The organism is Hypericibacter terrae (assembly GCF_008728855.1).
Lineage (GTDB): Bacteria > Pseudomonadota > Alphaproteobacteria > Dongiales > Dongiaceae > Hypericibacter > Hypericibacter terrae.
In genome coordinates this window covers 1,946,617-1,971,465 of the sequence record NZ_CP042906.1, presented here as the reverse complement: position 1 = coordinate 1,971,465, position 24,849 = coordinate 1,946,617, and the positions used below count along the sequence as shown (strand labels likewise).

Below are 24,849 nucleotides of genomic sequence, written 5' to 3'. Positions count from 1 at the left end.
AACCATCGGGATTTGACTAAGGAAGGCCGCGGCAGCTTGGGTTGCCGCGGCCTTCTTCTTGGACGCTCTTTTCAGGCGGTCTTCGCCTCGGTCACACCCAGCTCCTCCGCCATCTTCTGCCGCATGACGAATTTCTGAATCTTGCCGGTGACGGTCATCGGAAAGGCGTCGACGAAGCGGATATGCTGGGGGATCTTGTAATGCGCGATCTGTCCCTTGCAGAACGCGACCACCTCCCGGTCCGTCAGCTGCTCCCCGCTCTTGACGCGAATCCAGGCGCAGAGCTGCTCGCCGAATTTGGGATCGGGAATGCCGAACACCTGCACGTCGCTGATCTTCGGGTGGGCGTAGAGGAATTCCTCGATCTCGCGGGGATAGATGTTCTCGCCGCCGCGGATGACCATGTCCTTGATGCGCCCCACGATGTTGCAATAGCCCTCGGCGTCGATGGTCGCCAGATCGCCGGTATGCATCCAATGCGCCGAGTCGATCGCCTCGGCGGTGCGAGCCTCGTCGTCCCAGTAGCCGCGCATCACGGAATAGCCGCGCGTCAGGAGTTCGCCGGGCTGGCCCGGCGGCAGGATCCGCCCTTCCAGGTCGACGATCTTGACCTCCAAATGCGGATGGATGCGCCCCACGGTCGAGACGCGCCGTTCGATCGGATCCTCGACCGAGCTCTGGAAGCTCACCGGGCTGGTCTCGGTCATGCCATAGGCGATGGTGAGCTCGCGCAAATGCAGCTTGGAGGTGCAGCGTTTCATCACCTCGACCGGACAGGGGCTGCCGGCCATGATTCCGGTGCGCAGGGTCGAGACGTCGTGCTTCTCGAAATCGGGATGATCGAGCACGGCGATGAACATGGTCGGCACGCCATGGAGGCCCGTGCAGCGTTCCTCGGAGACGGTCTGCAGCACCGCCAGCGGATCGAAACCCTCGCCCGGGATCACCATGCAGGCCCCATGGGTGACACAGGCGAGATTCCCCAGCACCATGCCGAAGCAGTGATAGAACGGCACCGGGATGCAAAGCCGGTCCTGATCGGTCAACCGCATCGCCTCGCCGATGAAGAAGCCGTTATTGAGAATGTTGTGATGCGTGAGGGTGGCACCCTTGGGATTGCCCGTGGTGCCGCTGGTGAACTGGATGTTGATCGGATCGTCGAACTGCAGTTCCTGGGCGAGCACGGCCAGGCGCTCGCGCGAGGCTGGCGTGGCGGCGGCGGCGATATCGGCGAAATTGGCCATGCCGGCGCTCTTGTCCGTGCCCATGCGGAACACCCACCGCAGGGACGGAACGGAAGCGGCCTGAAGCGCGCCCGGTTTCGCCTGGTCGAGTTCCGGGCAGGTCTCGCGGATCATCGCGAGATAGTCGCTGGTCTTGAAGGAAGCGGCGAGGATGAGCCCGCGGCAACCCACCTTGTTCAACGCATATTTGAGCTCATGCAGCCGATAGGCGGGGTTGATGTTGACCAGGATCAGCCCCGCCCTGGCGGTGGCGAACTGAGTCAGTACCCATTCCGAGTTGTTCGGCGACCAGATACCGATCCGCTCCCCGGGCGCGAAGCCCAGCGCGATCAATCCGGCCGCCATCGCGTCGACCTTCTGGTTGAGCTCGCGATAGCTCCACCGCACTTTCTGCTGGCGCACCACCAGCGCCGGACGATCCAGCATACGCGCGGCAATACGGTCGAGATGCACGCCGATCGTGTCGCCGATCAGTGGCACGGTGCTGGCGCCATTCACATAGCTCTGAGTCAATCCGGCCATGTCGTCCCCCTGATGGTCCGATGTGGCGGCGCGAGTTGATCCCACGCTCGGGAAAGTCCGGGCCATGAGGGCCGGCTTCCGCCACCCCATAAGATATTCTTCTTCCGCCCCTTAGAAAGGATCGATTTTCTCAAGGGCAATCATGAGTTTGGCTGGGAGCCTCTGGGCCGCCTCAGCCGCGGATGGCGGTCCTTCGTCGGCAGCGCGGCTTTCGCGAGGTCTTCCCATGATGCATCTCGATATCGCCCTCCTGGCTCTCGGCGACCAATACAAGGAAGAGGGCCAATATGACCGGATGCGCTCGGACATGGCGGCGATGCTCTGGTCCGAGGAGCCCTCCCTCAGCAGCGGCCTGGCGCTCGTGGCCGCCGTCGTCCTGGCGGGTGTGCTCTGGGCCATCGGTTCGGTTTGACGAGCGCGCGCGAAATTGTCGCGGCGATGCGCTGCTCGTCAAAGCAGCTGAAGCGATAGCGCCGGTTTTCCGTGCGGCCGCAAATCAGCAATGCAGAAAGCTCATGCGGCAAGACCCCGTTCGAGGTTGACCGGCCCCGCACATCTTCTTATGTCTGCTCCATCACTAAGCGCCGATTTGAAGATCAGCTTGCGGGCGCTCTAGAAATACCGCTAAAGCGAAGCCCTCCGCCCGGCTTTGCTGTGGCGGATTTCTTATGCCCGCCAGCCGGTCGCACTGCAGCGAGGTTGGCATGTCGTCTCTCACCAGCTCCATTCCCGCGGCTCGTTTCGAGAGCGCGTTCGATGCGCGCGCAGGGTCGCGGACCGAGCGCGAGACGGCGTCTGCGACCGACGCCCACCGCGATCCCCTGCCTCTGATCCGCCTGCAAAACCTGAGCAAGAGCTTCGAGGCCGGGGGCCGCGAGGTGGTGGCGCTCCATGGCGTCTCGATCGATGTGCAGGAGGGCGAGATCCTCGGCATCATCGGGCGCAGCGGCGCCGGCAAGAGCACCCTGCTCCGCTGCATCAACGGTTTGGAGCGGCCGCAGAGCGGGACCATTCTAGTCGAGGGCACGCCGGTGAATCGATTGGGCGAGGCGGACCTCGCCGCCTTGCGCCGGCGCATCGGGATGATCTTCCAGCATTTCAACCTGCTCTCCTCGCGCAGCGTCTTCGATAATGTCGCCTTGCCGCTGGAGCTGGCGGGCGCGAGCCGCAGCGAGATCGAGAGCCGGGTTTCGGACCTTCTCGATCTCGTCGGCCTCGCAGACAAGCGGAATGTCTATCCGGCGCGGCTTTCCGGCGGACAGAAACAGCGAGTCGGCATCGCGCGGGCGCTCGCGACCAGCCCCCGCATCCTGCTCTGCGACGAGGCGACTTCGGCGCTCGACCCGGAGACGACGCGCCAGATCCTGGCGCTGCTGGGCGACATCAACCGCAAGCTTGGCCTCACCATCGTGCTCATCACCCATGAGATGGCGGTGGTCCGCGATCTCTGCGACCGGATGGTGGTCCTGGATCATGGCCGCATCGTGGAGCAAGGCGCGGTTGCCGACATCTTCGCGCAACCCCGGAGCGAGGTCACCCGCAGCCTGCTTCAGGATGTGCTGCCCGATCTGCCGGCGTCGCTGGCGCAGCGCCTGTCCGATGTGCCGCTGCCCGGCAGCCAGCCACTGCTGCGCCTGCGCTTCTCGGGCTCGAAGGCGGGGGACCCCGTCATCGCCGAGCTGGCGCGCCAGCTCGACGTGGCGGCCAGCGTGGTCCATGGCGCGATCGACACCATCAAGGGCCAGCCGATCGGTGTGCTGATACTGGCGCTGCCGGAACGAACCGCGCAGCCGCTCCCGGCCATCATCGATTTCCTGCGCGAACGCACGACCTCCGTGGAGCTGCTCGGCCATGTCCTCCCCGCTCATTGATCTCTTCGTCAAGGCCCTGGGCGAGACGGCCCTCATGGTCGCGGCCTCGGGCCTGGCGACCATGTTTATCGGCCTGCCGATCGCCGTGCTGCTCGTGATCACCGGCCCCGGCGGGCTGGTGCAGGCGCCCCTCCTCAACCGGATCTCCGGCTGGATCGTCAACGCCTCCCGCTCGACGCCCTTCATCATCCTGCTGGTGGCGCTGATACCGCTGACGCGCCTCATCGTCGGCACCTCGATCGGCACGGTCGCCGCCATCGTGCCGCTCTCGATCGCCGCCATCCCCTTCTATGCGCGCGTCGCCGAGGTGGCCTTGCGCGAAGTGGATCGCGGGCTGATCGAGGCGGTCCAGGCGATGGGTGGCCGGCGGCACAACATTGTCTTCAAGGTCCTGATCCCGGAAGCCCTGCCCGGCCTCATCGGCGGCTTCACCATCACCATCGTGGCGCTCATCGGCCAGTCGGCCATGGCCGGTGCGGTCGGCGGCGGCGGGCTCGGGGATCTGGCCATCCGCTACGGCTATCAGCGCTTCGACACGACCGTGATGGTCGCGGTCATCGTCGTGCTGATCGCCCTCGTCTCGGGCGTGCAGCTGGCGGGGGACCGCCTGGCCAAGCGCCTCAATCGGCGGGCCTGAAGGCCCGCGCCTGCCAAGAACCACGAACGCCTCAGCCTCCCTGTCATGAGAAGGAACCAGACGATGACTCTCCGCAATTCGACCTCACGGCGCTCGATCCTGGTCGGCGCGCTCTTCGCCGCCGCGGCGGCGACGCTGGGTGCCCTACCCGCCCATGCCACCGACCATCTCAAGGTCGGCATCATGAGCGGCCCCGAGGAGGAGATCCTGGCGGTGGTGAAGCAGGTCGCGGCCAAGGAAGGGCTCGATATCGAGCTTGTGACCTTCAGCGACTATGTGCTGCCGAACGAAGCCCTCAATTCGGGCGAGCTCGACGCCAACGCCTTCCAACACGTCCCCTATCTGGACAACCAGATCAAGACGCGCGGCTACAAGATCGTTCCGATCGGCAACACCATCGTGACGCCGATCGGCGCCTACTCGCACAAGGTGAAGAGCCTGAACGAGCTGGCCGACGGCGCCAAGATCGGCATCCCGAACGATCCGACCAATGGCGGACGCGCCCTGCTGCTGTTCCAGGCCAAGGGCCTGATCAAGCTGCGGGACGGCGTGGGCCTGCTGCCGACCGTGCTGGACGTGACCGAGAACCCGAAGCAGCTGAGCTTCGTCGAGCTCGACGCGGCCCAGCTCGCCCGCGCGCTCGACGACGTCGATGCGGCGGTGATCAACACCAACTACGCGCTCGAGGCGGGCCTGGATCCGGTCAAGGACGCGATCGCGATCGAATCCCGCGAGAACAACCCCTACGCCAACGTGATCGCGGTGCGGGCAGCCGACAAGGACAACCCGGTCTATCAGAAGCTGGTGCACGCCTATGAATCGCCCGAGGTGGCCCAATTCCTCGAACAGCGCTTCAAGGGCTCGACGCTGGCGGCCTGGTAAGCCGAAGCGACTTGGTCCGACGACCGGCCGGTGAGTTGTTGGCGGCCGGAAACATCGCCGCCCTGGCCCTCCCCCAGGGCAGCGATGTGCCTTCTATCTCAAGGTCCGACTAGGATTTCGGCGCTTCGGCGCCGCATTCCGTGCACAACTTGGCCTGCGACGTACGGAGCGGCTTCCCGCATGCCGCACAAGGCGGGCCAAATAGCACCAGCCTGTGATGCCGAAGGGCGTCGATGTCGGTTTCGCGAAACCCTGTGATCTCGAAATAGCGATCCAGGGCACCGGCGTCGAAGATGGGCTTCGGGACTTGGTGAAGAGGCGCATCCTGTAGGCGACGATACTCCTTCGCATTCTCAAGCCCCTTCTGCAGAAGCGTCGAGACTTCTTCCCATTCCTGCTCATCGAGCATCGGAACGTCGGTTCTGCATCGCCAGCAATAAAGCGTCTTCGCCATGAAGGCGGCTCGCACATTCGAGGGGGCGGCAATTATGGCAGGGCAGACGCCTTGATGGGGTCTGTCAGCTCAAATTGACGATCACGGCCGCGTAGTGGCAGACGGCGGCGCTCAGCACCAGCGCGTGCCAGATCGCATTCTGGAAGCGCAGGCTGCGCCAGAGATGGAAGACCACGCCTGCCGTGTAGAGCAGACCGCCGATGACGATCAAGGTGATGACGGCGGGATGGAGCGAGGCCAGCAGCGGCTCCAGCGCCAGCACCACCACCCAGCCCAGCGCCAGATAGAGAACCACCGCATAGCGGTCGATGCGGCGCGGCACCGTCAGCTTGGCGACGGCGCCCAGGATCGCCCCGCCCCAGACGACGGCCGCGAGCCAGATCGACCAGGCGCCGTCGAGGCGGCCCAGCGTGAAGGGCGAATAGGTGCCGGCGATCATCAGGAAGATCGCGGCATGGTCCATCCGGCGCAGCAGCTCGCGCCGGGGCGAAGCGAAGGAGAGGTTATAGACCGCGGAGCAGACCAGCATCGCGATCAGCCCGATCACATAGAGGACCGTGGCGACCAGCCCAGCAGGGCTTGCGCTCTCGGCGGCAACGGTCAGGAGCAGCGCGCCGCCGATGAGCCCGAAAGCCACGCCGATCGCATGGATGATGCGATCGGCGCCGACTTCGGCAGTGTCATACGGACGTTCCATGCTCCCGATTTTGCGGGACCCGCCGCCGCCTGTCCATGGGGGCGGTGACGTCCGGATCATCGGTTAGTCGCCGATGGCGGTACGGCCGTGATTGGGCTGATAGTTCGGTCGGCCCGGGCGGCGATTCTTGCCGCCGGCGGGACGCGCGGAGCGCGGGCCGCCACGGTTTTCGCCATGACCGCGACCTTCCTTCTGGCCGCGTCCGTCGCTGTAGCCCCGGCCGTCCGTGCGGGCACGGGCATCGGCATGGGGACGGGCGTCGCCATGGCCGCGACCGTCATTGCGGTTGCGGTTGTCGCCATGATTGCGGTTGTCGGCGTGACCGCGCGACGGCTGGCTGAGACCGCGGCCCTGACGGCCCCGGGTCTCGCCATCGACGCGCGCCATCACCTCATGCGAGCCGGCCGGCACCTTGCCGCGACGGTCGGTGACCGGCAGGGTCTGGCGTGTGAGCCGTTCGATATCGCGCAGATAGCCGCGCTCCTCGTAATCGCAGAACGAGATCGCGATGCCGGCAGCGCCGGCGCGCGCGGTGCGGCCGATGCGATGCACATAGGCTTCGGCGACTTCCGGCAGATCGAAATTCACCACATGGGTGATGCCGTCGACATCGATGCCGCGGGCGGCGATGTCGGTCGCGACCAGGATGCGGGTGCGGCCCTGGCGGAAGCTCAGGAGGGCGCGTTCGCGCTGGCTCTGGCTCTTATTGCCATGGATGGCCGCCGCCGGAATGCCGGCCGCTTCCAGACGTTCCGTGACGCGATCAGCACCCCGCTTGGTGCGGGTGAAGACGAGCGTACGGGCGAATTCCGGCTTGGACAGCAATTCGATCAGCAGCGCCGGCTTGGCGGGCCGCTCCACGAGGAAAACCTGCTGGCTCACCTTTTCCGCGGTCGTCGCCACGGGGGCGACGGCGACGCTGGCGGGATCGCGCAGCATGTCCTTCGCCAGCGAGCCGATGGCCTGGGGCATGGTCGCGGAGAAGAACAGGGTCTGACGTTCCTTCGGCATGCGGCGAAGGATCTTGCGGATCGGCTCGAGGAAGCCGAGGTCGAGCATATGGTCGGCCTCGTCCAGCACCAGGACTTCCGCGCCGTCGAGACGGGCGGCACCGGTGCCGAGATGGTCGTTCAGGCGACCCGGCGTGGCGACGAGCACGTCGACGCCGCGCGCGAGCGCACGGATCTGCGGGCTCGGCTTGACGCCGCCGACGACGACCGCGACCGAGAAGCGGAAATGACGGCCATAGGTCTCGAAGCTCTGGGCGATCTGGGCCGCAAGCTCACGGGTGGGCGCCAGCACCAGGACGCGGCAGCCGCGCTGCGGCGGCGCCTTCCGGTTCTGGGCCAGGCGATGGAGGATCGGGAGCGCGAACGCCGCCGTCTTGCCGGTGCCCGTCTGGGCGATGCCGAGCAGGTCGCGGCCTTGCATGACATAGGGGATGGTCTGTGCCTGGATCGGCGTCGGCACGGTATAGCCTTCCTGGGCAACAGCGCGCAGGAGGGGCTCGGCCAGGCCGAGCGAAGCGAAATCAGTCAATTGGGTACTCTTTCTTACAGGGGCGGCGTTCCGGCCCCACGCTTACTCAAAAGCGGGCAGCCGCAGGGGGCCACGATCTACGTGGAGAAACACCCCGCGTTCTGGGCATGTCTTGATGAAGTCGGTCAAAACGCTCAACAGACAGAGACGGATGACATCTCTTGACGCGGCTGGAGCGCTAAATCCGGGAGACCGGATGCGGGCTTCTCCCATAAAGCAGTAGGGATTGTCAAACTTTCCCGGCGCCGGACTCCATTGCGAGGCGCACATGGCCCCCGTTCACCGCTGAGATCTTCCACATTATTGTTGCAAATTCAATGACTTGAATATTCCCAGGCAGAACGAGCGTCGGGCGATCGCAAAGCGACCGGGTGGCACTCTCAAGACATCACCAAGTCTGCCGATCAACGTCCCTATAACGGTCAACCGCCCGACGATCGGCCCTGCTACGGATCGAAGGCCACTCATTCGGCGGCCAAGGTGGGGGGCTTCACCCCTCGCCGCAGGCCTTCGGGCCATCTCGTCGTGATCGTCTTCATTTTGGTGAAGAACCGGACGCCCTCGAGCCCGTGCATATGGTGGTCGCCGAACAACGAGCGTTTCCACCCGCCGAAGCTGTGGAACGCCATGGGCACTGGAACCGGTACATTGACGCCCACCATGCCGATCTGAGCCTGGTGGGAGAACTCGCGGGCGGCATCGCCATCTCGCGTGAAGATTGCCGTGCCGTTCCCAAACTCATGCTCGTTGACCAGCTTCGCTGCGCTCTCGAGATCCTGTACGCGCACCACCGAAAGAACCGGGCCGAAGATCTCTTCCTTGTAGATCGTCATCGCCGGCGTTACACGGTCGAAGAGGCAACCGCCCAGGAAATAGCCCTTCTCATATCCCTGGAGCCTGAGGCTGCGGCCGTCGACGACCAGTTCCGCTCCCTCCTCCACGCCCTTCTGAACATAGGCTTTCACGCGTTCGAGATGCTGACGGCTTATGAGCGGCCCCATCTCGCTTCCCGGGTCCATGCCGGGGCCCACCTTGAGGCCGCGCACACGCGGCGCCAGCCTCTCGACCAGTGCATCGCCAACCTTATCGCCGACAGCAACCACGACCGAGGCCGCCATGCAGCGTTCGCCCGCGGAGCCATAGGCCGCAGCCATCAGAGCATCGGTCGTCTGCTCCATCGCTGCATCGGGCATCACCACGATGTGGTTCTTGGCACCGCCCAGCGCCTGCACGCGCTTATTGTTCGCCGATCCCAGGTGATAGATCTGCTCCGCAACCGGAGTGGAGCCAACGAAGCTGACCGCCCGAACATCGCGATTGCGCAATAGCGCGCCGACCGCGTCCTTGTCGCCGTTCACCACATTGAAGATGCCCGCCGGCAAGCCGGCAGCGTGGAACAGCTCCGCAAGAAGAAGGCTCACCGAAGGATCCCGCTCCGATGGCTTCAGTATGAAGCTGTTTCCGCACGCGATAGCGATCGGGAACATCCACATCGGCACCATGACGGGAAAATTGAAGGGCGTGATCCCTGCGCAAACACCGACCGGCTGGCGAACCGACCAGGAATCGACGCCGGTTGCTACGCCCTGTGTGAATTCACCCTTCAGCAGGTGCGGCACGCCACAGGCGAACTCTACAACCTCGATGCCTCTGGCGCACGATCCCCTCGAATCTTCGAGCGTCTTGCCATGCTCGGCAGTCACGACCTTCGCCAGCTTGTCCAGATTGGCTTCGAGCAGCTCCTTGAATTTGAACAAGACCCGTGCCCGTCGCAGCGGTGGCGTTTCCGCCCATGCCGGCAGCGCGGCCTTCGCGGCATCCACGGATCTCGCCACCTCGGCTTCGGAGGCCAGGGGCGTCCGCGCGATAACCTCTCCGGTGGCGGGATTGTGAACGTCGGCGAAGCGTCCGCTGGTCCCCATGACCCGCTTACCGGCAATAAAATGATGAAGTTCGTCCATAAAACGCTCCACTGGGTCTGTCGAAGAATACTGAAGGGCATTCGGCGGCCTGGGCTTACAGGGGCCGATTAACCGGTCGCGATCGGTACTTTCGTACCCGGGCCGGCGGCACGCGTGTCTCGCAAGCGTCGTTGGATAATGGCCGCAATGTGGTCTGTCGAGATGACCGGCGCCCAGTGGCTGTCGATCCGCTTCAAGGTCGATGTCTCGTCACCTTCATGCGCGCAACAACAGCAGTCCGCCGCAACCAAAGGCATGAACCCCAGATCCCGGGCGGTTCGCGCCGCCTGCTCCACGCACTCGTCCAGATGGTATCCAGCAAGCAGCAAGGTCCGGACCCCCCAGGCATTCAGCATCTGTTGAAGCGGCGTTCCGAGAAAGATATTCCCGAAGCTCTTATAGAGAATCTCGAAGTCACCAGCCCGCTGGATCGCCGCCAGCTCCGGGACAAGAGCTGAATCCCACTCCTTCTGCTCGTCGGTCCAGTTGCGCCCGCCTCGCCAATACCGGTACTGAGCATCATCCATCGGCGTCGCGGGGTAGTGATCGCGCAGATACTCGTAGCGGAACCAGCCGACACGAACACCGCCCGCGCGCGCCGCTTCGACCAGACGGGCGGTGTTCTCCAATGTACCGCCCGGCCGTCGGCTTCTCTCCCAGAGCCGATCGGCTTGCTGCGCGCCGTCCTTTGAAAGGACACTGTTCGTGGCATCGACGATCAACAACGCGGCCGGCAGGGAGAGCAAAGCATCGAAATCGAGCGACGCCCATTGCGGATGGAGTCCGGAAACCATTCAGCCACCTCTTGCAGATATCGGAGCCGCGACGCCCTCGGCATGGCCGACAGTGCCCCATCGCGTCACATCGCACGGTGGGGCACAGCCATCTATTTCAGGAAATTCGTCCAGATCTTGTCGTACATCCGAACGACCTTCTCGTCGCAAGGCGGCACGAATTCCGGCTCCGGCGCGGAAGGCGGCGGTTGATATTCCGGCGAACTCAGGATCTCCGGATTAATGTACCGATCGCTTCCCTTGATCCCGTTGGCGTAGGCGGTGAAGTTCGACTGCAGCGCCGCATTCTCCGGATCCATCATGAAATTGATGAACAGTTTCGCATTGTCCAGATTCGGCGCGCCCTTGAGTACAACCAGGTTATCCATCCACGCCGTGAACCCTTCGCGCGGATAGGCGTAGTGCATCTCAGGCCGCTCCCGTCGCGCGCGCAGCGCGAAGCCGTTCCAGATCTGCGCCAAATCGACTTCGCCGGCATTGATCAGTTCCTTCGATTCATACGCGAAGGATTTGATGTCCGGCTTCACCTTCAGAAGGAGGGCTTGCAGCTTGCGAAGGTCGTCCGGATTCGAGTTGCACCGTGGAAGATCGAGATAACGCAAGGCGGCGTTGATCACATCGTTCACGTCACGGAGCAGATTGATCCGGCCCTTGAGCTCGCTCGGCGCGTCAAAAATGAGCGCCAGTGTGTCGATATCGCCGGTATAGGCCTTGGTATTCACAATGAACGTCGTGGTGCCCCAGTTCCAGGGTACCGAATAGTGGCGCCCCCGGTCCCAGTAAACATCCACCCATCGCTCGTCCATGTTGCCGAAGTTGGACATCTGGTTCGGCTCGACACGCTCGAGCATGCCTTCGCTCACCATGATCGCGACCATGTAATCGCCAGGCACTGCGATGTCATAGCCGGTCGCGCCGGACTTCAGTTTGGCCAGCATGGACTCGTTCGAGTCATAGGTATCAATCGTGACCTTGACGTCGTACTGCTTCTCGAACTTTTCGATCATCTCCATGCTGGTGTATTCGCCCCAGTTGAAGATGTTGAGCTGACCTGCCGCCTTCGCCGGCGACCCACCGAGCGCTCCTGCGAGAAGCCAAACCGCAACGAATGTCAGACAGCGAATAGCCATCGAGAACCTCCCCGTTTTCCGCTTTAGCCTGTGTGCCGAACCGAACCGCTGCGGGTACGCGCCAACCCGTAGCTTCCTACCAGATGCGATGCCGCCACAAAGAGAATTGAGATTGCGAGAAGTACCGTCGAGATGGCATTGATCTCCGGTGTCACGCCCAATCGAAGCTGGGTGTAGACGTAGATCGGCAACGTTCCCGCCCCCGCTCCGGCCACCATCGACGTGATGATGTAGTCGTCGATCGAGATGATGAAGGCGAGCATCGCGCCCGAGACGATCCCGGGCATGAGCAACGGCAGTGTAATCAGCCGGAAGCTCTGCCACGCCGACGCGTAGAGGTCGCTGGCCGCCTCTTCCAGGCGCTTGTCCATGACCTCGAGCCGGGCTCTTATCGGCAGATACGCGAATGGAATGCAGAAGACCGTGTGGGCGATGATCACATTGACCAACCCGAGCCGGATTCCCGCGAGTGCGAAGAACGAGAGGGTCCCAACCGCGATGACGATCTCGGGAATCATCATGGGCATGCTGATCAATGCATAGAGCGCATTGATCCCGCGGAACCGCTGGCCACGGGACGTCGCCAGCGCTGCGGCCGTCGCCATAGCCGTTGCGCAGACAGTCGCCACGATGCCCACAATGAGCGAATTCAAGGCGGCCTTCTGGAGACCGCTGTTTGCGGCAGCGCGAACGTACCAATCCAGGCTGAATCCCGCCCAGATGGTGACAGCCCGGTTGGCGTTGAACGAAAACACAACGAGGATGACGACCGGCGCATAGAGAAGCGCCATGCACAGCCAAGCCATCGTCCCGAACCCCGGGAAACGTCCGATCCTGACGAATCTGGCTGAGCGCATCGACGCCATCGTCATCCCCTCGATTCTCCATGGCGCGCCGCATGGCGGGCATACAGAATCAAGACCATCATGATCGCTACCAGGAGGATCACCGCCGATGCCGCGCCGAACGGCCAGTTTCGGCTGCTCCCGAATTGAAGCTGGATGAGGTTGCCGATCATGAGCCGCTTGCCACCGCCCAGAAGATCCGGCGCCAGGAACGTGCCCAGACTGGGGATGAAGACCAGCAGGCAGCCGGCGGTGATGCCAGGCCTGGCGTGCGGCAGGATGACCCAGCGCAGAACGCGCCACCGCGTTGCGTATAGATCATGCGCCGCCTCGATCAGGCGAAAATCCAGCTTCTCCAGATTGGCGTAGAGCGGCAGCACCATGAACGGCAGGTAGCTGTAGACGAGCCCCATTCCCATCGAGAAGTTCGTGTACATCATGATAATCGGCTTATCGAGCACGCCTAGCCAAATCAGCGTATTGTTGATCAGACCCTCTTCACGCAGAATCAGAAGGACGCAATAGGTCCGGATCAACAGGTTGGTCCAGAACGGAAGGGTGATCAGGAATACCCAATAGGTTCGCGTCGCGCCGGGCCGGGTCGCGATGAAATAGGCGGTGGGAAAACCGATGAGAAGGCACGCGACCATCGAAAAAATCGCAAGGACCAGCGAGCGCGAAAATATCTCCAGATAGGCTGAATTGAAGATCAGCGTTTCATCGATGAAATCGCGGTCGAAGAGGAACTGCCGATAAGCTTCGAGCGAGAACTCCCACCTTACGCCGCCATAAGTGGCCGGCACCAAAAACGAGTAAGTGAGGATGATGGCCATCGGCAAGGCCAGGAAACAACCGATAGTCAGCACGACCGGGGCGATCAGGAGCCCGCGCTTGCGCAGCTCCCGCCGCTGCGGCCCATCACGGTGCGAAGGCGATCCATCCTGGGGCGCGATCCGCGCCGTCTCCGGCGGCTGCGCTATGATCGGCATTGCCATCGCTCAGCCCTCGAGCATGCGAACGGCCTTCGGGGGAACCACGATGCGAACGGCCTCCCCTTCTTGAAGCCGCGGCCGGCCGGCAACATCGTTGCCTTCATGCACAAGAAGAGAGATTCCCCCTTTTACGTCGACCTGATAGGCCGTGCCCGCCCCGCCATAGTTCCGGTTCGCAATCCGCCCGATGAGTTGTTCGGGATCATCTTGACCGATGGGCTCGAGGCGGAGCTTTTCCGGGCGAACCGACAAGATGACAGCCTCTCCCACTGTCGCCTTCCCCGATGACTCGACCGCGAGCCGACAATTTTCTCCAATTCGGCAGATCGCGCCGGCCCCGGATCGCCGCTCGATGACCGCGTCGATGAAATTGGTCTCGCCCACAAACCCCGCCACAAACCGGTTGACCGGGTTTTCATAGACATCGACGGGGGTTCCGACCTGATGGATCGTGCCGTTGCCGAGGACCGCGATACGGTCGCTCATGGTCAAGGCCTCGTCCTGATCATGCGTGACGAAGACGAATGTGATGCCGGTTTCGCGTTGCAGCGTTTTCAGCTCGCCCCGCATCTGATGCCGGAGCTTGAGATCCAGAGCCGACAGCGGCTCGTCAAGAAGCAGGACCCGCGGTGCCGGTGCCAGCGCGCGCGCAAGAGCGACGCGCTGCTGTTGGCCGCCCGACAATTGATGAGGCGACCGGTTCTCCAGTCCCGTCAGGCGCACAAGAGAGAGAACGTGACGAGAGCGCCGCTTTATCTCCGCAGCTGGGCGCCCGAGCATCCTCAGGCCGAACCCGACGTTTTCCTCGACGGTCATGTGCGGGAAGAGCATATAGCTCTGAAACACCGTGTTGACTGGTCGCGCGTCCGGCGCCAGGCCCTCCATGTGCCGACCGAAGAGAATCACGGATCCCTTGGTGGGCTGCTCGAAACCAGCGGTCAGACGAAGCAGCGTCGTCTTTCCGCAGCCCGACGGCCCGAGCAGCGTGAAAAATTCGTTGTCCTCGATGGTGAGCGAAACATCGTTCAGAACCGGCGTCGATTCGGTGGCCGGGGTGCCGAACACCTTGGTCAGTCGACGGATCTCGACAGCAGATTGTTGTCCCATGTCCCCCAACCCCGGGCCGCCGGAGCGGGCGCTGCGCCCGTGCGGCTCCGTAGTGCGAAGCGGGGTGATTTTTGCGATCCGAAGATCGCTTCAATCGATGCCCAGTTTTGGCACCGCTGAAGCCGCTTGGTCGCCCCTCGCCTCACCATCAAAACGCTAGATTCCGCGCTGCCGAACGGTCAAATTGATTAATCTTCCTTTGTTATAGGCTGGCCCTATGTATGAAAAATGGCTCCGATCCTTCCACGCGGTAGCGAAGCACCACGGTTTTACGGCCGGGGCGCACCAGCTCGGCGTGAGTCAACCGACGGTCACCGAGCAGGTACGGGCGCTCGAAACGCATTTTCGCGTAGAGCTCTTTCATCGCCGGGGCCGCCGGGTCGAGCTTTCTTCGGCCGGACGCACGCTCTATCAGATCACGCAAGATGTGTTTGCCGTGAACGACGAGGCGCTTCGCTTTTTGCATGCAGCGCGCGACCTGAAGGTCGGTCGACTGTCGGTCGGCACGGTCGGACCTGCGGTCACGATGGAACTCGTTCAGCGGTTCGCGACGCGGCTTCCCGGTGTCGAAGTGACCGTCGATGTCGGCTCGGCCGAACTGGTGACAGAAAGCCTCGACGGATTCTCCAGCGACGTTGCCGTCCTCGCGCGCCGCCTGCCCGAATCACGCTACCGGTCCGTCCTGGTCGGGCAGTTCGACGTGATGGCATTCGCCAACGACGAGCACCCCTGGGCCCGCCGGCGCGCTGTCTACGTCAAGGACTTCAGCGGCCAGCGCGTGGTGTTTCGCGAACCGAGCTCCGCCACGCAGCAAGTGGTCGATCAAGCTCTTGGCGAGGCGGGCGTATCGCCTGGCCACATTCTGCGCGTGACCGGGCGAGAAGGCGTCCGGGAGGCTGTGCTTCGAGGTTTGGGCGTCGGCGTGGTCTGCATTGTGGATTATGTACCGGACAGCCGATTACATATGATTCGGATCGACGGCGCGTCGATGACGATTCCATTCTTCGCCACCTGCGTGGCGCAGCGTCAGAATCGGCCTCTCATTCGACGTTTCATGGAAGTCGCCGAGGATATCCAAGCGGAATGGCGCCAGGCGCTACGCCCGCGCCGGAAGCGATGATGCTAATCAAGCCGCACCGGGAATCACGGCGTGCCCCCATGCCGCGCCGGAGGTCCCGAGAAAGCACCTTCGACATCGGAACGGGCGCCCCGCGCCCATTCAGACAACGCTGCGAGCACCCAATGTCGCGCCCTCCTCGAAGCGCGAAAAGCGGAAGCCGGTGATGTCGAACGAGGTCTTTCCCTTGGCCGCCAGCTCCGCCATCAGCCGCCCGACGATCGGTCCCATGCCGAATCCGTGGCCGCTGAGGCCGGTGGCGATCAGAAGTCCCCTCACCGCCTCGACCCCGCCCAGGACCGGGATCGCATCGGGCGTGGCATCGATATTGCCGGCCCAGCTTCGGACGATCGAGACCGGCCCGAGATTCGGGAACACCGTCTTGAGGCCCGCCAGCGCATTGGCGACGCGATCCGGGTTGGCCGGCGGATCCATGACCCGAATGGCGCGGAAGGGATGGCGGCCGGTTTCGGAGAGCCGCAGCTCCGACCAGAGGCTCTTCAGGAACGCCGGCCCGAAATGCAGGTCGAACAGAGCGCGGTTCTCGCGGAAGTTCGGCCAGAAGGCGCGGGCGTGGCGCAGCGTGTCGGGGACGATGTCGTAATCGGTGCCGGTGCCGGCGGCGATGTTGAAGCTGCCGTCGCTGCGCTGGCGGAACGCGACCTCGGGGCCCCAGACGCCGGCCGCAGTGATCTTCGGCGCCGGCGTGGTGCGCGCGACCGTGCCGCGGATCAGCAACTGCGGCAGGGAAAGACCCAGCCTGCGCAGCAGACGCGAACTCCAGGCGCCTGCGGCGCAAATGACGATGGGCGCCTTGAGCTCGCCGCGCTCGGTGCGCACGCCGGTGACGGCGCCGCCTGCCGTCACGATCTCGTCGACGGCGCAGCCGGTCATGATCTCGGCGCCGAGCTGGCGTGCAACTTGCGCGAAGGCCGGCGCCACGACCGCCGGCTCGGCCTGCCCGTCGCTCGGCGTATAGAGTCCCCCGACCCAGTGCCCTTCGATGCCGGGAATGAGCTCGCGGATCTGCTTGTTGGTCAGGATGCGGCTGTCGAGCTGATAGAGCTTGGCGACGTCGAGCCAGCCTTCCAAGGCGGCGAGCCGCTTCCCGTCGGCCGCCATCGCCAGATTGCCGCCCTGGCGCCAGTGGAGATCGGTGCCGAGCTCGGCCGAGAGGCCCTGCCACATCCGATTGCATTCGATCATCAGCGGCACTTCGAAGGGATCGCGGCCCTGCTGGCGCACGAAGCCCCAATTGCGGCTCGACTGCTCGCCCGCGATCTCGCCCTTCTCGCAGAGGATCGGCTTCAGGCCGGCCTTGGCGAGGTAATAGGCCGTGGCCGCCCCCGCGATGCCGCCGCCAACGATGATCGCATCCGCGTTCTGGTTCATTCTGGGTTCATCCCGCCGACCACATCTTACTTATCCCCTCCCCCCTTGAGGGGGAGGTGAATGTTCAAGCCATCACCAGCGGCGAATCCCCTGCCCCCACCAGCATGCGCGGACCCGATTCCGTCAGCGCATAGGTCCCACCCTGCACGATCCCGATTCCTTCCTCGACCAGCTCGAGGCAGGAGTGAAGCACGAAGACCATGCCGGTCTCAAACTTGCGATCGAAGCCGCGGCTGATCTGCAGGGTCTCGAGCCAGATCGGCGGATAGGCGATGCCGATGCCGTAGCCGAAGCGCATCATGGCCGTGTGCTCCAGCCCGTGCTTGCGCAGCGGCAGGAGCGACGCCTCTTCGGCGGCCGAGACCGGCACGCCCGGCTTCACCGCGGCGATGCCGGCGCGCAAGGACTGCAGCCCGATCTCGTAGAGCTCCCTGGCGCGCGGCCCCGGATCGCCCAGCGACAAGGTCTGCAGCGCCGTCGTGTGATAGCGGTTCGAGACGCCGGCGAACTCGATATGGACCAGGTCACCCGGCTCGATCGGCTTCTCGCGCGGCGTGCCATGGCCGCCCGGCGTGCGCTTGCCGCTGGCGAGCTCGGTCGGGATCGCCCAATAGTCGCTGCCGGCAAGTCGCAGCGCGCCCTCGATCGCGGCGGCGAGCCCGATCTCGGTGACGCCGGGCTTGAGCGCCTGGCGCGCGGCCTTCAGGCCGATATTGGTGAAGGCCGCCGCCTGCTCGATGTACTGCATCTCGCGGGCCGACTTCGCCAGCCGCAGATCGCCCAAAGTCACCGTCGCATCGACCAGCTGGATCGGCGCCAGGGCGGCGGCGAGTTCGCGGCCCAGCGAATAAGGCAGCGCATAGGATTGCAGCTCGATCGCCACGCGCCCGTCGGTGACGCCCTTCTCCTCGAGGATGCCGGCGACGCGCGCGGCGAAGTTCTCGGTATGGAGATGATAGGTGCGGATGTCGCGGACCCAGCTCGTCTCCAGCGCCAGGGAGAGATCGACATTGCGCAGGATCAGGGTGGGTTCCGCCTCGTCGGCGGTGAAGATCAGCGCCTGGGGGCTGTTGACGCTGACCCAGGATTCGTAGCCGCCGAGATAATAGAGGTTCTCCGGCGCCACCACGATGCAGCAGGCATATTTCTGCTCGCGCATCAGCGCGCGGGCGCGCGCCATGCGGCCGTCATGTTCTTCCTTCGAAAACGCTGCGAACTCCTGAGCCACGCCAATCCTCCGATGCCAAGCTGGGCGGCGAAGAACCTCGGCCGCCCGATTCGATAAATGAACGAAAATCCGTGTCGCCCGCCGGTCAGGCCCGCTGCCCTGCCCGCTGTGGTCTGGAAAGCTCCTGGATCAGGATCGCCGCGGCCACGAGGATCGAGAGCGCGATCAGCATGGTCGAGATCGCGGCGATGGTCGGGCTGACCTGGTCGCGCAGCGAGGTGAACATCTTGCGGGTCAGGGTCGAGGATTCGCCGCGCGAGATGAAGAGCGCGATCACCACCTCGTCGAACGAGGTGACCCAGGCGAAGAGCGCGCCCGACAGCACGGAGATCCGGATCTGCGGCAGGGTCACTGTGAAGAAGGCGACCCAGCGGTTGGCGCCCAGGCTGCGCGCGACCATCTCCTGACTCATCTCGTAGCGGCGCAGGCCCGCCGTCACCGTCACGATGACGAAGGGGATCGCCAGCACCGTATGGGCCAGGACCAGCCCGGTCATGGTGTTGATCAGGCCGAGCTTGGCGAAAACATAGAAGAGGCCGATGGCGACGATGATCACCGGCACGATCAGCGGCACCACGAGGGCGGCGCGCAGGATCTTGGTCCAGCGGCTCGCCGCGACATGGAGGCCGTAGGCGGCGGCCGTGCCCAGCGGCGTCGCCACCAGTACCGTGAAGAAGGCCGCGCGGATCGAGACCCAGGCCGCATCCATCCATTCGGTGCTGCCGAAGAAGCTCTGGTACCAGCGCAGGGAAAGCGCCGGCGGCGGGAACTCCAGATGCTCCGAGGGCGTGAAGGACATCGGCACGACGATCAGGATCGGCACCACCAGGAACAGCAGCACCAGCCCGGCATAGACATAGAGCCAGGCGCGCTGCCAATGCGAGACGTCCCGATCGATGCCGCTGCTCATCGCGGCTCCGCCGAGAGGCGCTCGGCCGGCAGGAAGCGGCCGATGACATAGAAGATGCCGAGCGTCACGACCAGCAGCACGACGCCCAGAGCCGAAGCGGCGCCCCAGTTGAAATAGGTCGTGGCGTTCTCGAGGATCTTCATCGCCACCATGTTGACCCGGCCGCCGCCCAGCACCTGCGGCACGATGTAGAAACCGAGGCAGTAGATGAAGACCAGCAGGCTGCCGGCGAAGAGGCCCGGCAGGGTCAGCGGCGCGAACACCGTCCAGAATGCGGCGCGCGGGCTCGCCCCCAGGCTCATCGCCGCGCGCGGCAGCAGCGGATCGATGCTCTTCATCGAGGCGTAGAGCGGCAGCACCAGGAAGGGCAGCATGATATGGACCATGCCGATGACGGCTCCGGTGAAGTTATAGACCAGCGCCAGCGGCTGATCGATCAGGCCCAGCTTGATGAGGGCCGTGTTGACCAGGCCGTTGCGCTGCAGCAGCACCAGCCAGGCATAGGTGCGCACCAGGAGCGAGGTCCAGAACGGCAGCAGCACCAGGGCAAGCCCGATCAGCGCCGCCCGGCGCGAAAGCTGCGACAGCAGATAGGCCAGGGGATAGCCCAGCAGGATCGTGACCAACGTCACGATCGCGCTCAACAGGAAGGTCGTCTGGAAGATCTTGTAATAGGCGCTGTTGTCGATCAGCCGCACATAGTTTGCGGTGGTGGCGCCGGTCTGGTCGAAGAAGGAGAGCCAGAACAGCCAGCCGACCGGAATGAAGATGACGAGCGCCACGACCAGCATCGCCGGCGAGGACAGCAGCAGCAGCCGGCGCCGTTCGCCGCGGGCGTCGGACGCCAATGCCGCGGCCCCGACGGCCACCCCCACAGAAGTCGTCACGGCCGGTCCTCCGGCACCACCAGCGTGTCCTCGAGATGCACGCCGAGCACGACCGCATCGCCATTCGCCGGCAGCTGGTTCAGGCTGCTGCGGTCGCTGGCTTTGCGCAGATTGACCAGCGTGCCGCCCTCGAGCTGGATCGCAACCAGCACGCTGTCGCCCTGATAGACCACCTCGCGCACGCGACCCGGAAAGCGGTTCCAATCACCACCGGTCGCCGCCGGCAGAAGATCGAGCTTCTCGGGTCGCAGGACCAGATAAAGCGGACGCGATCGATCGGCGATCTTGACGCCCTGCAGACGGCAGCCGGCGCACCAGGCCGCCCCCTCCCGCAGCTCGACCGGCAACAGCACCGCCTCGCCGATGAACTCGGCGACGAAACGGCTGGCCGGCGCTTCATAGAGCTCACGCGGCTTGTCGATCTGGGCAATGCGGCCCTGATTGATGACGGCGATCCGGTCCGACATGGTCAGCGCCTCGCGCTGATCGTGGGTCACATAGATCGTGGTGACGCCGAGCTTCTCATGCAGATGCCGGATCTCGATCTGCATATGCTCGCGCAGCTTCTTGTCGAGCGCCGAGAGCGGCTCGTCCATCAGCAGGATCTTCGGCTCGAACACGATGGCGCGCGCCAACGCCACGCGCTGGCGCTGGCCGCCGGACAGGCTGTCGATCGTGCGCTCCAGCATCGAGCTCAGCTGCACCAGATCGAGCGCGCGGCGAACACGGTCGGCGGTCTCGGCCCTGCCCACGCGACGCAGTCGCAACGGATAGCCGACATTGGCCGCCACATTCATATGCGGGAACAGGGCGTAGTTCTGAAACACCACGCCGATATTGCGCTTGTGCGGCGGCCGGCGGGTGACCTCGTCGCCATCGAAGGCGATGCTGCCTGAGTTCGGGCGGCTGAAGCCCGCCAGCGCCATCAGCAGCGTCGATTTGCCGGAACCGGACGGCCCGAGCAGCGTCAGGAATTCGCCGCTGCGCACATCCAGATCGACCGCATCGAGCGCGCGGAAGCTGCCATAGACCTTGGACAGCTGGCGGATCTGGATCGGCACGCCCGGCCGCAGATCGGCACCCATCCTCTCGCCGGTGGCGCTGCGTTCGAGCGCGGGATCGATATCGGTCGTCATCGTCATGCGGCAAGGCACCCGGGCTTTAGAAAGAAACCTCCGGCCGGATCGAAACCCGGCCGGAGGTGCCAGTTCTCAGGTTGAGGCAGGTCGAGGCAGAAAGTCTATTCGTTCATGAAGGCGCTCCAGCGCTCGCGCGCCTCGGCACCATGCTCGCCCCACCAATCGCCGTGGAACACCACCTGCTTCTTGGCGTTTTCCGGGCCGGTATTGAGGCGCGCCGCCACATCAGGCGCGATCTTGCCAGTATCGAAGGCCTTGGCGTTGGCCGGGCCGTAATCGATATAGGTCGGCAGATTGGCCTGGATGTCGGCCGAGAGCGCGGCCGCCAGGGCCTTCATCGCCAGGTCCTTGTTCTTGGCGCCCTTCGGGATCACCAGGCAGTCGGCGATCAGGAGGCCCTGGTTGAAGGTGAAGTCCACCTTGGCACCCTGGGCCTGCGCCGCCGTCACGCGGCCGCTCCAGGCGCCGATCATGTCGACCTCGCCGTCGGTCAGGAGCTGCGCCGATTGCGCGCCCGAGGACCACCAGACGGAGATGTAGGGCTTGATCTTCTCGAGGCTCTTGAAGGCGCGGTCGAGATCGAGCGGATAGAGCTTGTCGGGCGCCACGCCGTCGGCGAGCAGCGCCGCTTCCAGCACCTCGGCCGGATCGTTGCGCAGCGACCGGCGGCCCGGGAACTTCTCGACGTTCCAGAAATCGGCCCAGCTTTGCGGACCGTCCTTGCCGTACTTCTCCGTGCTCCAGGCGACGACGTTGGAATAGTAGTTCTGGCCCATATAGCTGGCATTGACGACGGCGGGATCGAAGCCCGACTTGTCCACCACAGTGAAGTCGATGGGCTCGAACAGGCCTTCGGCGGCACCCTGGGCGCAGCCATCGATGGTGAGCTCGGTGATGTCCCACTGCACTGCGTTGGCCAGCACCTGGGCGCGCACATCGGCGAGACCGTTGGTGTTGTCCTCCTTCACGGTGATGCCGAGCTTCTGGCCGACGGGACCCCAGATCGCCTTGGAGAGCGCGTCCTGATAATTGCCGCCCCAGGAGGCGATGGTGATGGTATCCGCGGCCTGCGCCGGGGTCGCCAGCGGCAGCAGCAGCAATGCGCCGGCCAGGGCTGCCGAGCCCCAGCTCAATCCGCGCTTGATGTCATGGCGAGCGGCCATGTCGAAAACGCCCGAAAACATTCGGTCTCCTCCCGTGGAACTCATTTGGATGTCACCGGGTCTGAACCGACCCGCTGAATTTGACGCCTTACAATCCGACCCTATCGCGCCCAAAAAGCGCGTCAAGTTATAGATTGTCGTGCGACACCTCAGGCGGCGGCCGGACCCCAGATCTTCGCGAGCACGCGCAGATAATTGCCGCCGAGGAAGGCTTCGATCTGCGCCGGCTTCCAGCCATGGTCGAGCAGCGCTGCAGTGATCGCCGGAATTTCGTTGGGCGTGCTGCATTCCGAGAGATAGCGGGTGCGCACGTCATTGCCGAAGGCCGCGGCATATTTGGAGATGGCGGCCGGATAGCGGTCGAGGGTCATCTGGATGATGCTGCCGACCGAGGCCAAGTCGCGAACCGCCGGGAAGTCGGTGCCGAGCGCCACATGCTCATGCCCGACCAGCCCGACGATGTGATCGAGATGGCGCAGGAAGTCGCGCAAGGCCGGGCGGTGCGCGGGATCGCCGTCCCAGCACATCGGGCCATAGACGCTGGCGCCGATCAGCCCCCCGGTGGCGGCCACCGCCTTGATCACCGCGTCGGTCTTGTTGCGCGGGACGTTCGAGACGGCCTTGGCATTGGCGTGGGTCAGCAGCACGGGCCTGGTGCTGATCGACGCCGCCTCGAGACTGGCGCGTTCGCCCACATGGCTCAGATCCACTGCGATGCCGAGCGCGTTCATCTCGGCGACCGCCTTGCGGCCGAGCAGGCTCAGGCCGCCGTCATTGGGCTCGAGGCAGCCATCGCCCATGAAGTTGCGCTCGTTGTAGGTGAGCTGCATCACCCGCACGCCCAGCCGGTGGAACAGACGCAGCCGTCTCAGATTGTCGGCGATGGCGCGCATGTTCTGCCAGCCCATGATCAGGCCGATCTGGCCCGCCGCGCGCGCGGCCTGGAAATCCGACACCTGGCGAATGATCCGCCACTCGGACTCCGGCTGCTCGCAGCGATGGAGCCATTCGCCGATCTGATCGCAGGCCTCCTCGAAATCGGCATTGAGGCCGCTGACCGTCACATTGACCGCATTGACCCCGCCGGCCTTGAGTGCGTCGGTGCTGCCGTCGCACTGGAAGTTGAGCCCGTCGATGACGAACGCCCTCTCATGCAGGGCCGCCGCTTCCTTCGGATCGCTCATGCCAGTTCCTTCGCGCGCGCCGACGAGCGGTTCTTGAAATGCGGCATCACATGCGCCGCGAAGCGCTCGAGCGAGCCCATCACGTCGGCATGGTTGGCGCCGAAGTTCATATTGACCTGGATGTCGTGGATGCCGAGATCGGCATAATGGCCGAGCTTGTCGACGCATTCCTGCGGCGAGCCGATGATCAGGCTCTTGCGGATGTCGTCCAGCGTCTCCGACACCGCGATCGGCTCGATGGCGCCGTTATGGACGGTGCCGGGCGTGGTGAAGACATTGACGAAGCGCTGATGGTTCTCGTAGGCCACGCGCAGCTTCGCCTGGGTATCGGCCTCGTTCTTCGTGACGAAGCCCATGCGCAGCATCGAGAGGCGCTGCGGACTTCCGGCCGGCAGCACCGAGAAGAACGCATCCGACTGCATCTTCACCGCCGAGAACGGATCACGCAGCGGCGTGGTCATGACGTGGAAGCCGCGCTTGACGCAGCCCTGGATGGCCCCTTCGGCCAAGGCCGCGATCCAGATCGGCGGATAGGGTCGCTGGATCGGGCGCGGCGTGATGGTGATCGGGTCGAACTTGTAATATTTGCTGTTCCAGCCGACCTCTTCCTCGGTCAGGAGCTTGATCAGGAGATTGAGCGAATCGTCGAAGCGCTCGCGGCTCTCCTCGACCGGCACGTTGAACCGGTCGAACTCGTAGCGGAAGGCGCCGCGGCCGACGCCGAGCTGGATGCGGCCATGCGTCAGGCAGTCGGCCTGCGCGATCTCGCCCGCCAACCGCCGGATATCGTAGAAGGGCAGCACCAGGACCGCGGAGATGAGCGGAATCTTCCTGGTGACGCTCGCGACCCGGACTGCCGTCAGCAGCGGGCTGGGATGGGTCAGATAATTGATGAAATGATGCTCGGGGATCGTCAGGGAGATATAACCGAGATCCTCGGCGAGCTTCGCTTCCTCGAGCATCTCGTCATACATGGTCTGCGCCGGAAAGCTCGTGTCCGGCCAATAGCAGGGCAGGTAAAACCCGAAATCCATTGTCATAGCTCCTGAAATCACCCGGATGCACGCGGCCGAAGCCAACGCCTTGCGAGGCACATCCCGGCGAACTTGTCCTGTTTTCTGGGATAGCTTGACGAATTGAACTGCGTCAATTCA

At 64.3% G+C, this 24,849-nt stretch carries 23 protein-coding genes; 5 read left to right on the top strand and 18 right to left on the bottom strand.

The window, feature by feature from the left end; translation table 11 throughout:
* Window positions 1-71 precede the first annotated feature (71 nt).
* A complete protein-coding gene (locus FRZ44_RS09080; RefSeq protein WP_151176881.1) occupies window positions 72-1,766 on the bottom strand; it encodes an AMP-binding protein in 1,695 nt (564 codons plus the stop codon).
* A gap of 226 nt (window positions 1,767-1,992) precedes the next feature.
* Here FRZ44_RS09080 and FRZ44_RS09075 point away from each other — a divergent pair, with 226 nt between their 5' ends.
* The 4 genes from FRZ44_RS09075 to FRZ44_RS09060 all read left to right on the top strand — a co-directional run bounded on the left by FRZ44_RS09075 (window position 1,993) and on the right by FRZ44_RS09060 (window position 5,156).
* Entirely contained in the window at window positions 1,993-2,178 is a 186-nt protein-coding gene (locus tag FRZ44_RS09075; RefSeq protein ID WP_151176880.1) for a hypothetical protein, read from the top strand.
* A gap of 415 nt (window positions 2,179-2,593) precedes the next feature.
* Window positions 2,594-3,637, top strand: a complete 1,044-nt coding sequence (locus FRZ44_RS09070; RefSeq protein WP_151180224.1) for a methionine ABC transporter ATP-binding protein — start codon at window positions 2,594-2,596, stop codon at window positions 3,635-3,637.
* Window positions 3,618-4,274 (top strand): methionine ABC transporter permease, encoded by a 657-nt coding sequence (locus FRZ44_RS09065; RefSeq protein ID WP_151176879.1) that lies wholly within the window; start codon window positions 3,618-3,620, stop codon window positions 4,272-4,274. The genes FRZ44_RS09070 and FRZ44_RS09065 overlap by 20 nt, the downstream gene beginning before the upstream one ends.
* Window positions 4,275-4,337: 63 nt before the next feature.
* Complete coding sequence (locus FRZ44_RS09060; RefSeq protein ID WP_151176878.1) at window positions 4,338-5,156, top strand: MetQ/NlpA family ABC transporter substrate-binding protein; 819 nt, start codon at window positions 4,338-4,340, stop codon at window positions 5,154-5,156.
* Between the two features lie 109 nt (window positions 5,157-5,265).
* Here FRZ44_RS09060 and FRZ44_RS09055 read toward each other — a convergent pair whose 3' ends face one another.
* From FRZ44_RS09055 to FRZ44_RS09015, 9 genes are all read right to left on the bottom strand, one after another.
* Window positions 5,266-5,610, bottom strand: a complete 345-nt coding sequence (locus FRZ44_RS09055) for a hypothetical protein (RefSeq protein WP_225308616.1) — start codon at window positions 5,608-5,610, stop codon at window positions 5,266-5,268.
* A 64-nt stretch (window positions 5,611-5,674) separates the two neighbouring features.
* Complete coding sequence (trhA, locus tag FRZ44_RS09050) at window positions 5,675-6,307, bottom strand: PAQR family membrane homeostasis protein TrhA (RefSeq protein ID WP_191908504.1); 633 nt, start codon at window positions 6,305-6,307, stop codon at window positions 5,675-5,677.
* Window positions 6,308-6,370: 63 nt separating this feature from the next.
* Window positions 6,371-7,846: a DEAD/DEAH box helicase gene (locus tag FRZ44_RS09045; RefSeq protein ID WP_151176876.1), complete on the bottom strand. Its 1,476-nt coding sequence runs from the start codon at window positions 7,844-7,846 to the stop codon at window positions 6,371-6,373.
* Window positions 7,847-8,310: 464 nt separating this feature from the next.
* Window positions 8,311-9,807: a CoA-acylating methylmalonate-semialdehyde dehydrogenase gene (locus FRZ44_RS09040; protein ID WP_151176875.1), complete on the bottom strand. Its 1,497-nt coding sequence runs from the start codon at window positions 9,805-9,807 to the stop codon at window positions 8,311-8,313.
* A 68-nt stretch (window positions 9,808-9,875) separates the two neighbouring features.
* Window positions 9,876-10,601, bottom strand: coding sequence for a cysteine hydrolase (locus FRZ44_RS09035; RefSeq protein WP_151176874.1), 726 nt, complete (start codon window positions 10,599-10,601; stop codon window positions 9,876-9,878).
* A 92-nt stretch (window positions 10,602-10,693) separates the two neighbouring features.
* Entirely contained in the window at window positions 10,694-11,731 is a 1,038-nt protein-coding gene (locus tag FRZ44_RS09030) for an extracellular solute-binding protein (RefSeq protein ID WP_151176873.1), read from the bottom strand.
* 23 nt (window positions 11,732-11,754) lie between these two features.
* Entirely contained in the window at window positions 11,755-12,522 is a 768-nt protein-coding gene (locus FRZ44_RS09025; RefSeq protein WP_407658089.1) for an ABC transporter permease, read from the bottom strand.
* Window positions 12,523-12,599: 77 nt separating this feature from the next.
* The gene (locus FRZ44_RS09020; protein ID WP_225308614.1) at window positions 12,600-13,571 is read right to left on the bottom strand and encodes an ABC transporter permease; all 972 of its coding nucleotides are present in this window, start codon (window positions 13,569-13,571) and stop codon (window positions 12,600-12,602) included.
* Between the two features lie 3 nt (window positions 13,572-13,574).
* Window positions 13,575-14,675, bottom strand: a complete 1,101-nt coding sequence (locus tag FRZ44_RS09015) for an ABC transporter ATP-binding protein (RefSeq protein WP_151176872.1) — start codon at window positions 14,673-14,675, stop codon at window positions 13,575-13,577.
* A 217-nt stretch (window positions 14,676-14,892) separates the two neighbouring features.
* On the opposite strand from FRZ44_RS09015, the gene FRZ44_RS09010 reads away from it, so the two are divergent.
* Window positions 14,893-15,795: a LysR substrate-binding domain-containing protein gene (locus tag FRZ44_RS09010; protein WP_151176871.1), complete on the top strand. Its 903-nt coding sequence runs from the start codon at window positions 14,893-14,895 to the stop codon at window positions 15,793-15,795.
* 99 nt (window positions 15,796-15,894) lie between these two features.
* On the opposite strand, the gene FRZ44_RS09005 is transcribed toward FRZ44_RS09010, so the two are convergent.
* The 8 genes from FRZ44_RS09005 to FRZ44_RS08970 form a co-directional block, all read right to left on the bottom strand.
* Entirely contained in the window at window positions 15,895-17,184 is a 1,290-nt protein-coding gene (locus tag FRZ44_RS09005; protein ID WP_151176870.1) for an NAD(P)/FAD-dependent oxidoreductase, read from the bottom strand.
* Window positions 17,185-17,248: 64 nt separating this feature from the next.
* On the bottom strand, window positions 17,249-18,412 hold the full coding sequence (locus FRZ44_RS09000) for a M24 family metallopeptidase (protein WP_151176869.1): 1,164 nt from the start codon (window positions 18,410-18,412) through the stop codon (window positions 17,249-17,251).
* An 85-nt stretch (window positions 18,413-18,497) separates the two neighbouring features.
* Window positions 18,498-19,322, bottom strand: coding sequence for an ABC transporter permease (locus FRZ44_RS08995; protein WP_151176868.1), 825 nt, complete (start codon window positions 19,320-19,322; stop codon window positions 18,498-18,500).
* Window positions 19,319-20,209: an ABC transporter permease gene (locus FRZ44_RS08990; protein WP_225308613.1), complete on the bottom strand. Its 891-nt coding sequence runs from the start codon at window positions 20,207-20,209 to the stop codon at window positions 19,319-19,321. Before FRZ44_RS08990 ends, FRZ44_RS08995 begins: the two co-directional genes overlap by 4 nt.
* A complete protein-coding gene (locus FRZ44_RS08985; RefSeq protein ID WP_225308612.1) occupies window positions 20,206-21,351 on the bottom strand; it encodes an ABC transporter ATP-binding protein in 1,146 nt (381 codons plus the stop codon). Before FRZ44_RS08985 ends, FRZ44_RS08990 begins: the two co-directional genes overlap by 4 nt.
* 98 nt (window positions 21,352-21,449) lie before the next feature.
* A complete protein-coding gene (locus tag FRZ44_RS08980; protein ID WP_225308611.1) occupies window positions 21,450-22,532 on the bottom strand; it encodes an ABC transporter substrate-binding protein in 1,083 nt (360 codons plus the stop codon).
* 128 nt (window positions 22,533-22,660) lie between these two features.
* Window positions 22,661-23,695 (bottom strand): dipeptidase, encoded by a 1,035-nt coding sequence (locus tag FRZ44_RS08975; RefSeq protein ID WP_191908503.1) that lies wholly within the window; start codon window positions 23,693-23,695, stop codon window positions 22,661-22,663.
* Window positions 23,692-24,729, bottom strand: a complete 1,038-nt coding sequence (locus tag FRZ44_RS08970) for an LLM class flavin-dependent oxidoreductase (protein ID WP_191908502.1) — start codon at window positions 24,727-24,729, stop codon at window positions 23,692-23,694. The genes FRZ44_RS08975 and FRZ44_RS08970 overlap by 4 nt, the downstream gene beginning before the upstream one ends.
* Between the last annotated feature and the right edge of the window lie 120 nt (window positions 24,730-24,849).

Excerpts from the sequence above, each read along its gene's own strand:
- FRZ44_RS08995 (WP_151176868.1), bottom strand. The coding sequence starts at position 19,322 with ATGAGCAGCGGCATCGATCGGGACGTCTCGCATTGGCAGCGCGCCTGG.
- FRZ44_RS09060 (WP_151176878.1), top strand. The coding sequence starts at position 4,338 with ATGACTCTCCGCAATTCGACCTCACGGCGCTCGATCCTGGTCGGCGCG.
- FRZ44_RS08975 (WP_191908503.1), bottom strand. The coding sequence starts at position 23,695 with ATGAGCGATCCGAAGGAAGCGGCGGCCCTGCATGAGAGGGCGTTCGTC.
- FRZ44_RS09065 (WP_151176879.1), top strand. The coding sequence starts at position 3,618 with ATGTCCTCCCCGCTCATTGATCTCTTCGTCAAGGCCCTGGGCGAGACG.
- FRZ44_RS09015 (WP_151176872.1), bottom strand. The coding sequence starts at position 14,675 with ATGGGACAACAATCTGCTGTCGAGATCCGTCGACTGACCAAGGTGTTC.
- FRZ44_RS09025 (WP_407658089.1), bottom strand. The coding sequence starts at position 12,522 with ATGGCGCTTCTCTATGCGCCGGTCGTCATCCTCGTTGTGTTTTCGTTC.
- FRZ44_RS08980 (WP_225308611.1), bottom strand. The coding sequence starts at position 22,532 with ATGTTTTCGGGCGTTTTCGACATGGCCGCTCGCCATGACATCAAGCGC.
- FRZ44_RS09035 (WP_151176874.1), bottom strand. The coding sequence starts at position 10,601 with ATGGTTTCCGGACTCCATCCGCAATGGGCGTCGCTCGATTTCGATGCT.
- FRZ44_RS09075 (WP_151176880.1), top strand. The coding sequence starts at position 1,993 with ATGATGCATCTCGATATCGCCCTCCTGGCTCTCGGCGACCAATACAAG.
- FRZ44_RS09005 (WP_151176870.1), bottom strand. The coding sequence starts at position 17,184 with ATGAACCAGAACGCGGATGCGATCATCGTTGGCGGCGGCATCGCGGGG.
- FRZ44_RS09040 (WP_151176875.1), bottom strand. The coding sequence starts at position 9,807 with ATGGACGAACTTCATCATTTTATTGCCGGTAAGCGGGTCATGGGGACC.
- FRZ44_RS08985 (WP_225308612.1), bottom strand. The coding sequence starts at position 21,351 with ATGACGATGACGACCGATATCGATCCCGCGCTCGAACGCAGCGCCACC.
- FRZ44_RS09030 (WP_151176873.1), bottom strand. The coding sequence starts at position 11,731 with ATGGCTATTCGCTGTCTGACATTCGTTGCGGTTTGGCTTCTCGCAGGA.
- FRZ44_RS09020 (WP_225308614.1), bottom strand. The coding sequence starts at position 13,571 with ATGGCAATGCCGATCATAGCGCAGCCGCCGGAGACGGCGCGGATCGCG.
- FRZ44_RS09055 (WP_225308616.1), bottom strand. The coding sequence starts at position 5,610 with ATGGCGAAGACGCTTTATTGCTGGCGATGCAGAACCGACGTTCCGATG.
- FRZ44_RS08970 (WP_191908502.1), bottom strand. The coding sequence starts at position 24,729 with ATGGATTTCGGGTTTTACCTGCCCTGCTATTGGCCGGACACGAGCTTT.
- trhA (WP_191908504.1), bottom strand. The coding sequence starts at position 6,307 with ATGGAACGTCCGTATGACACTGCCGAAGTCGGCGCCGATCGCATCATC.
- FRZ44_RS09080 (WP_151176881.1), bottom strand. The coding sequence starts at position 1,766 with ATGGCCGGATTGACTCAGAGCTATGTGAATGGCGCCAGCACCGTGCCA.
- FRZ44_RS09010 (WP_151176871.1), top strand. The coding sequence starts at position 14,893 with ATGTATGAAAAATGGCTCCGATCCTTCCACGCGGTAGCGAAGCACCAC.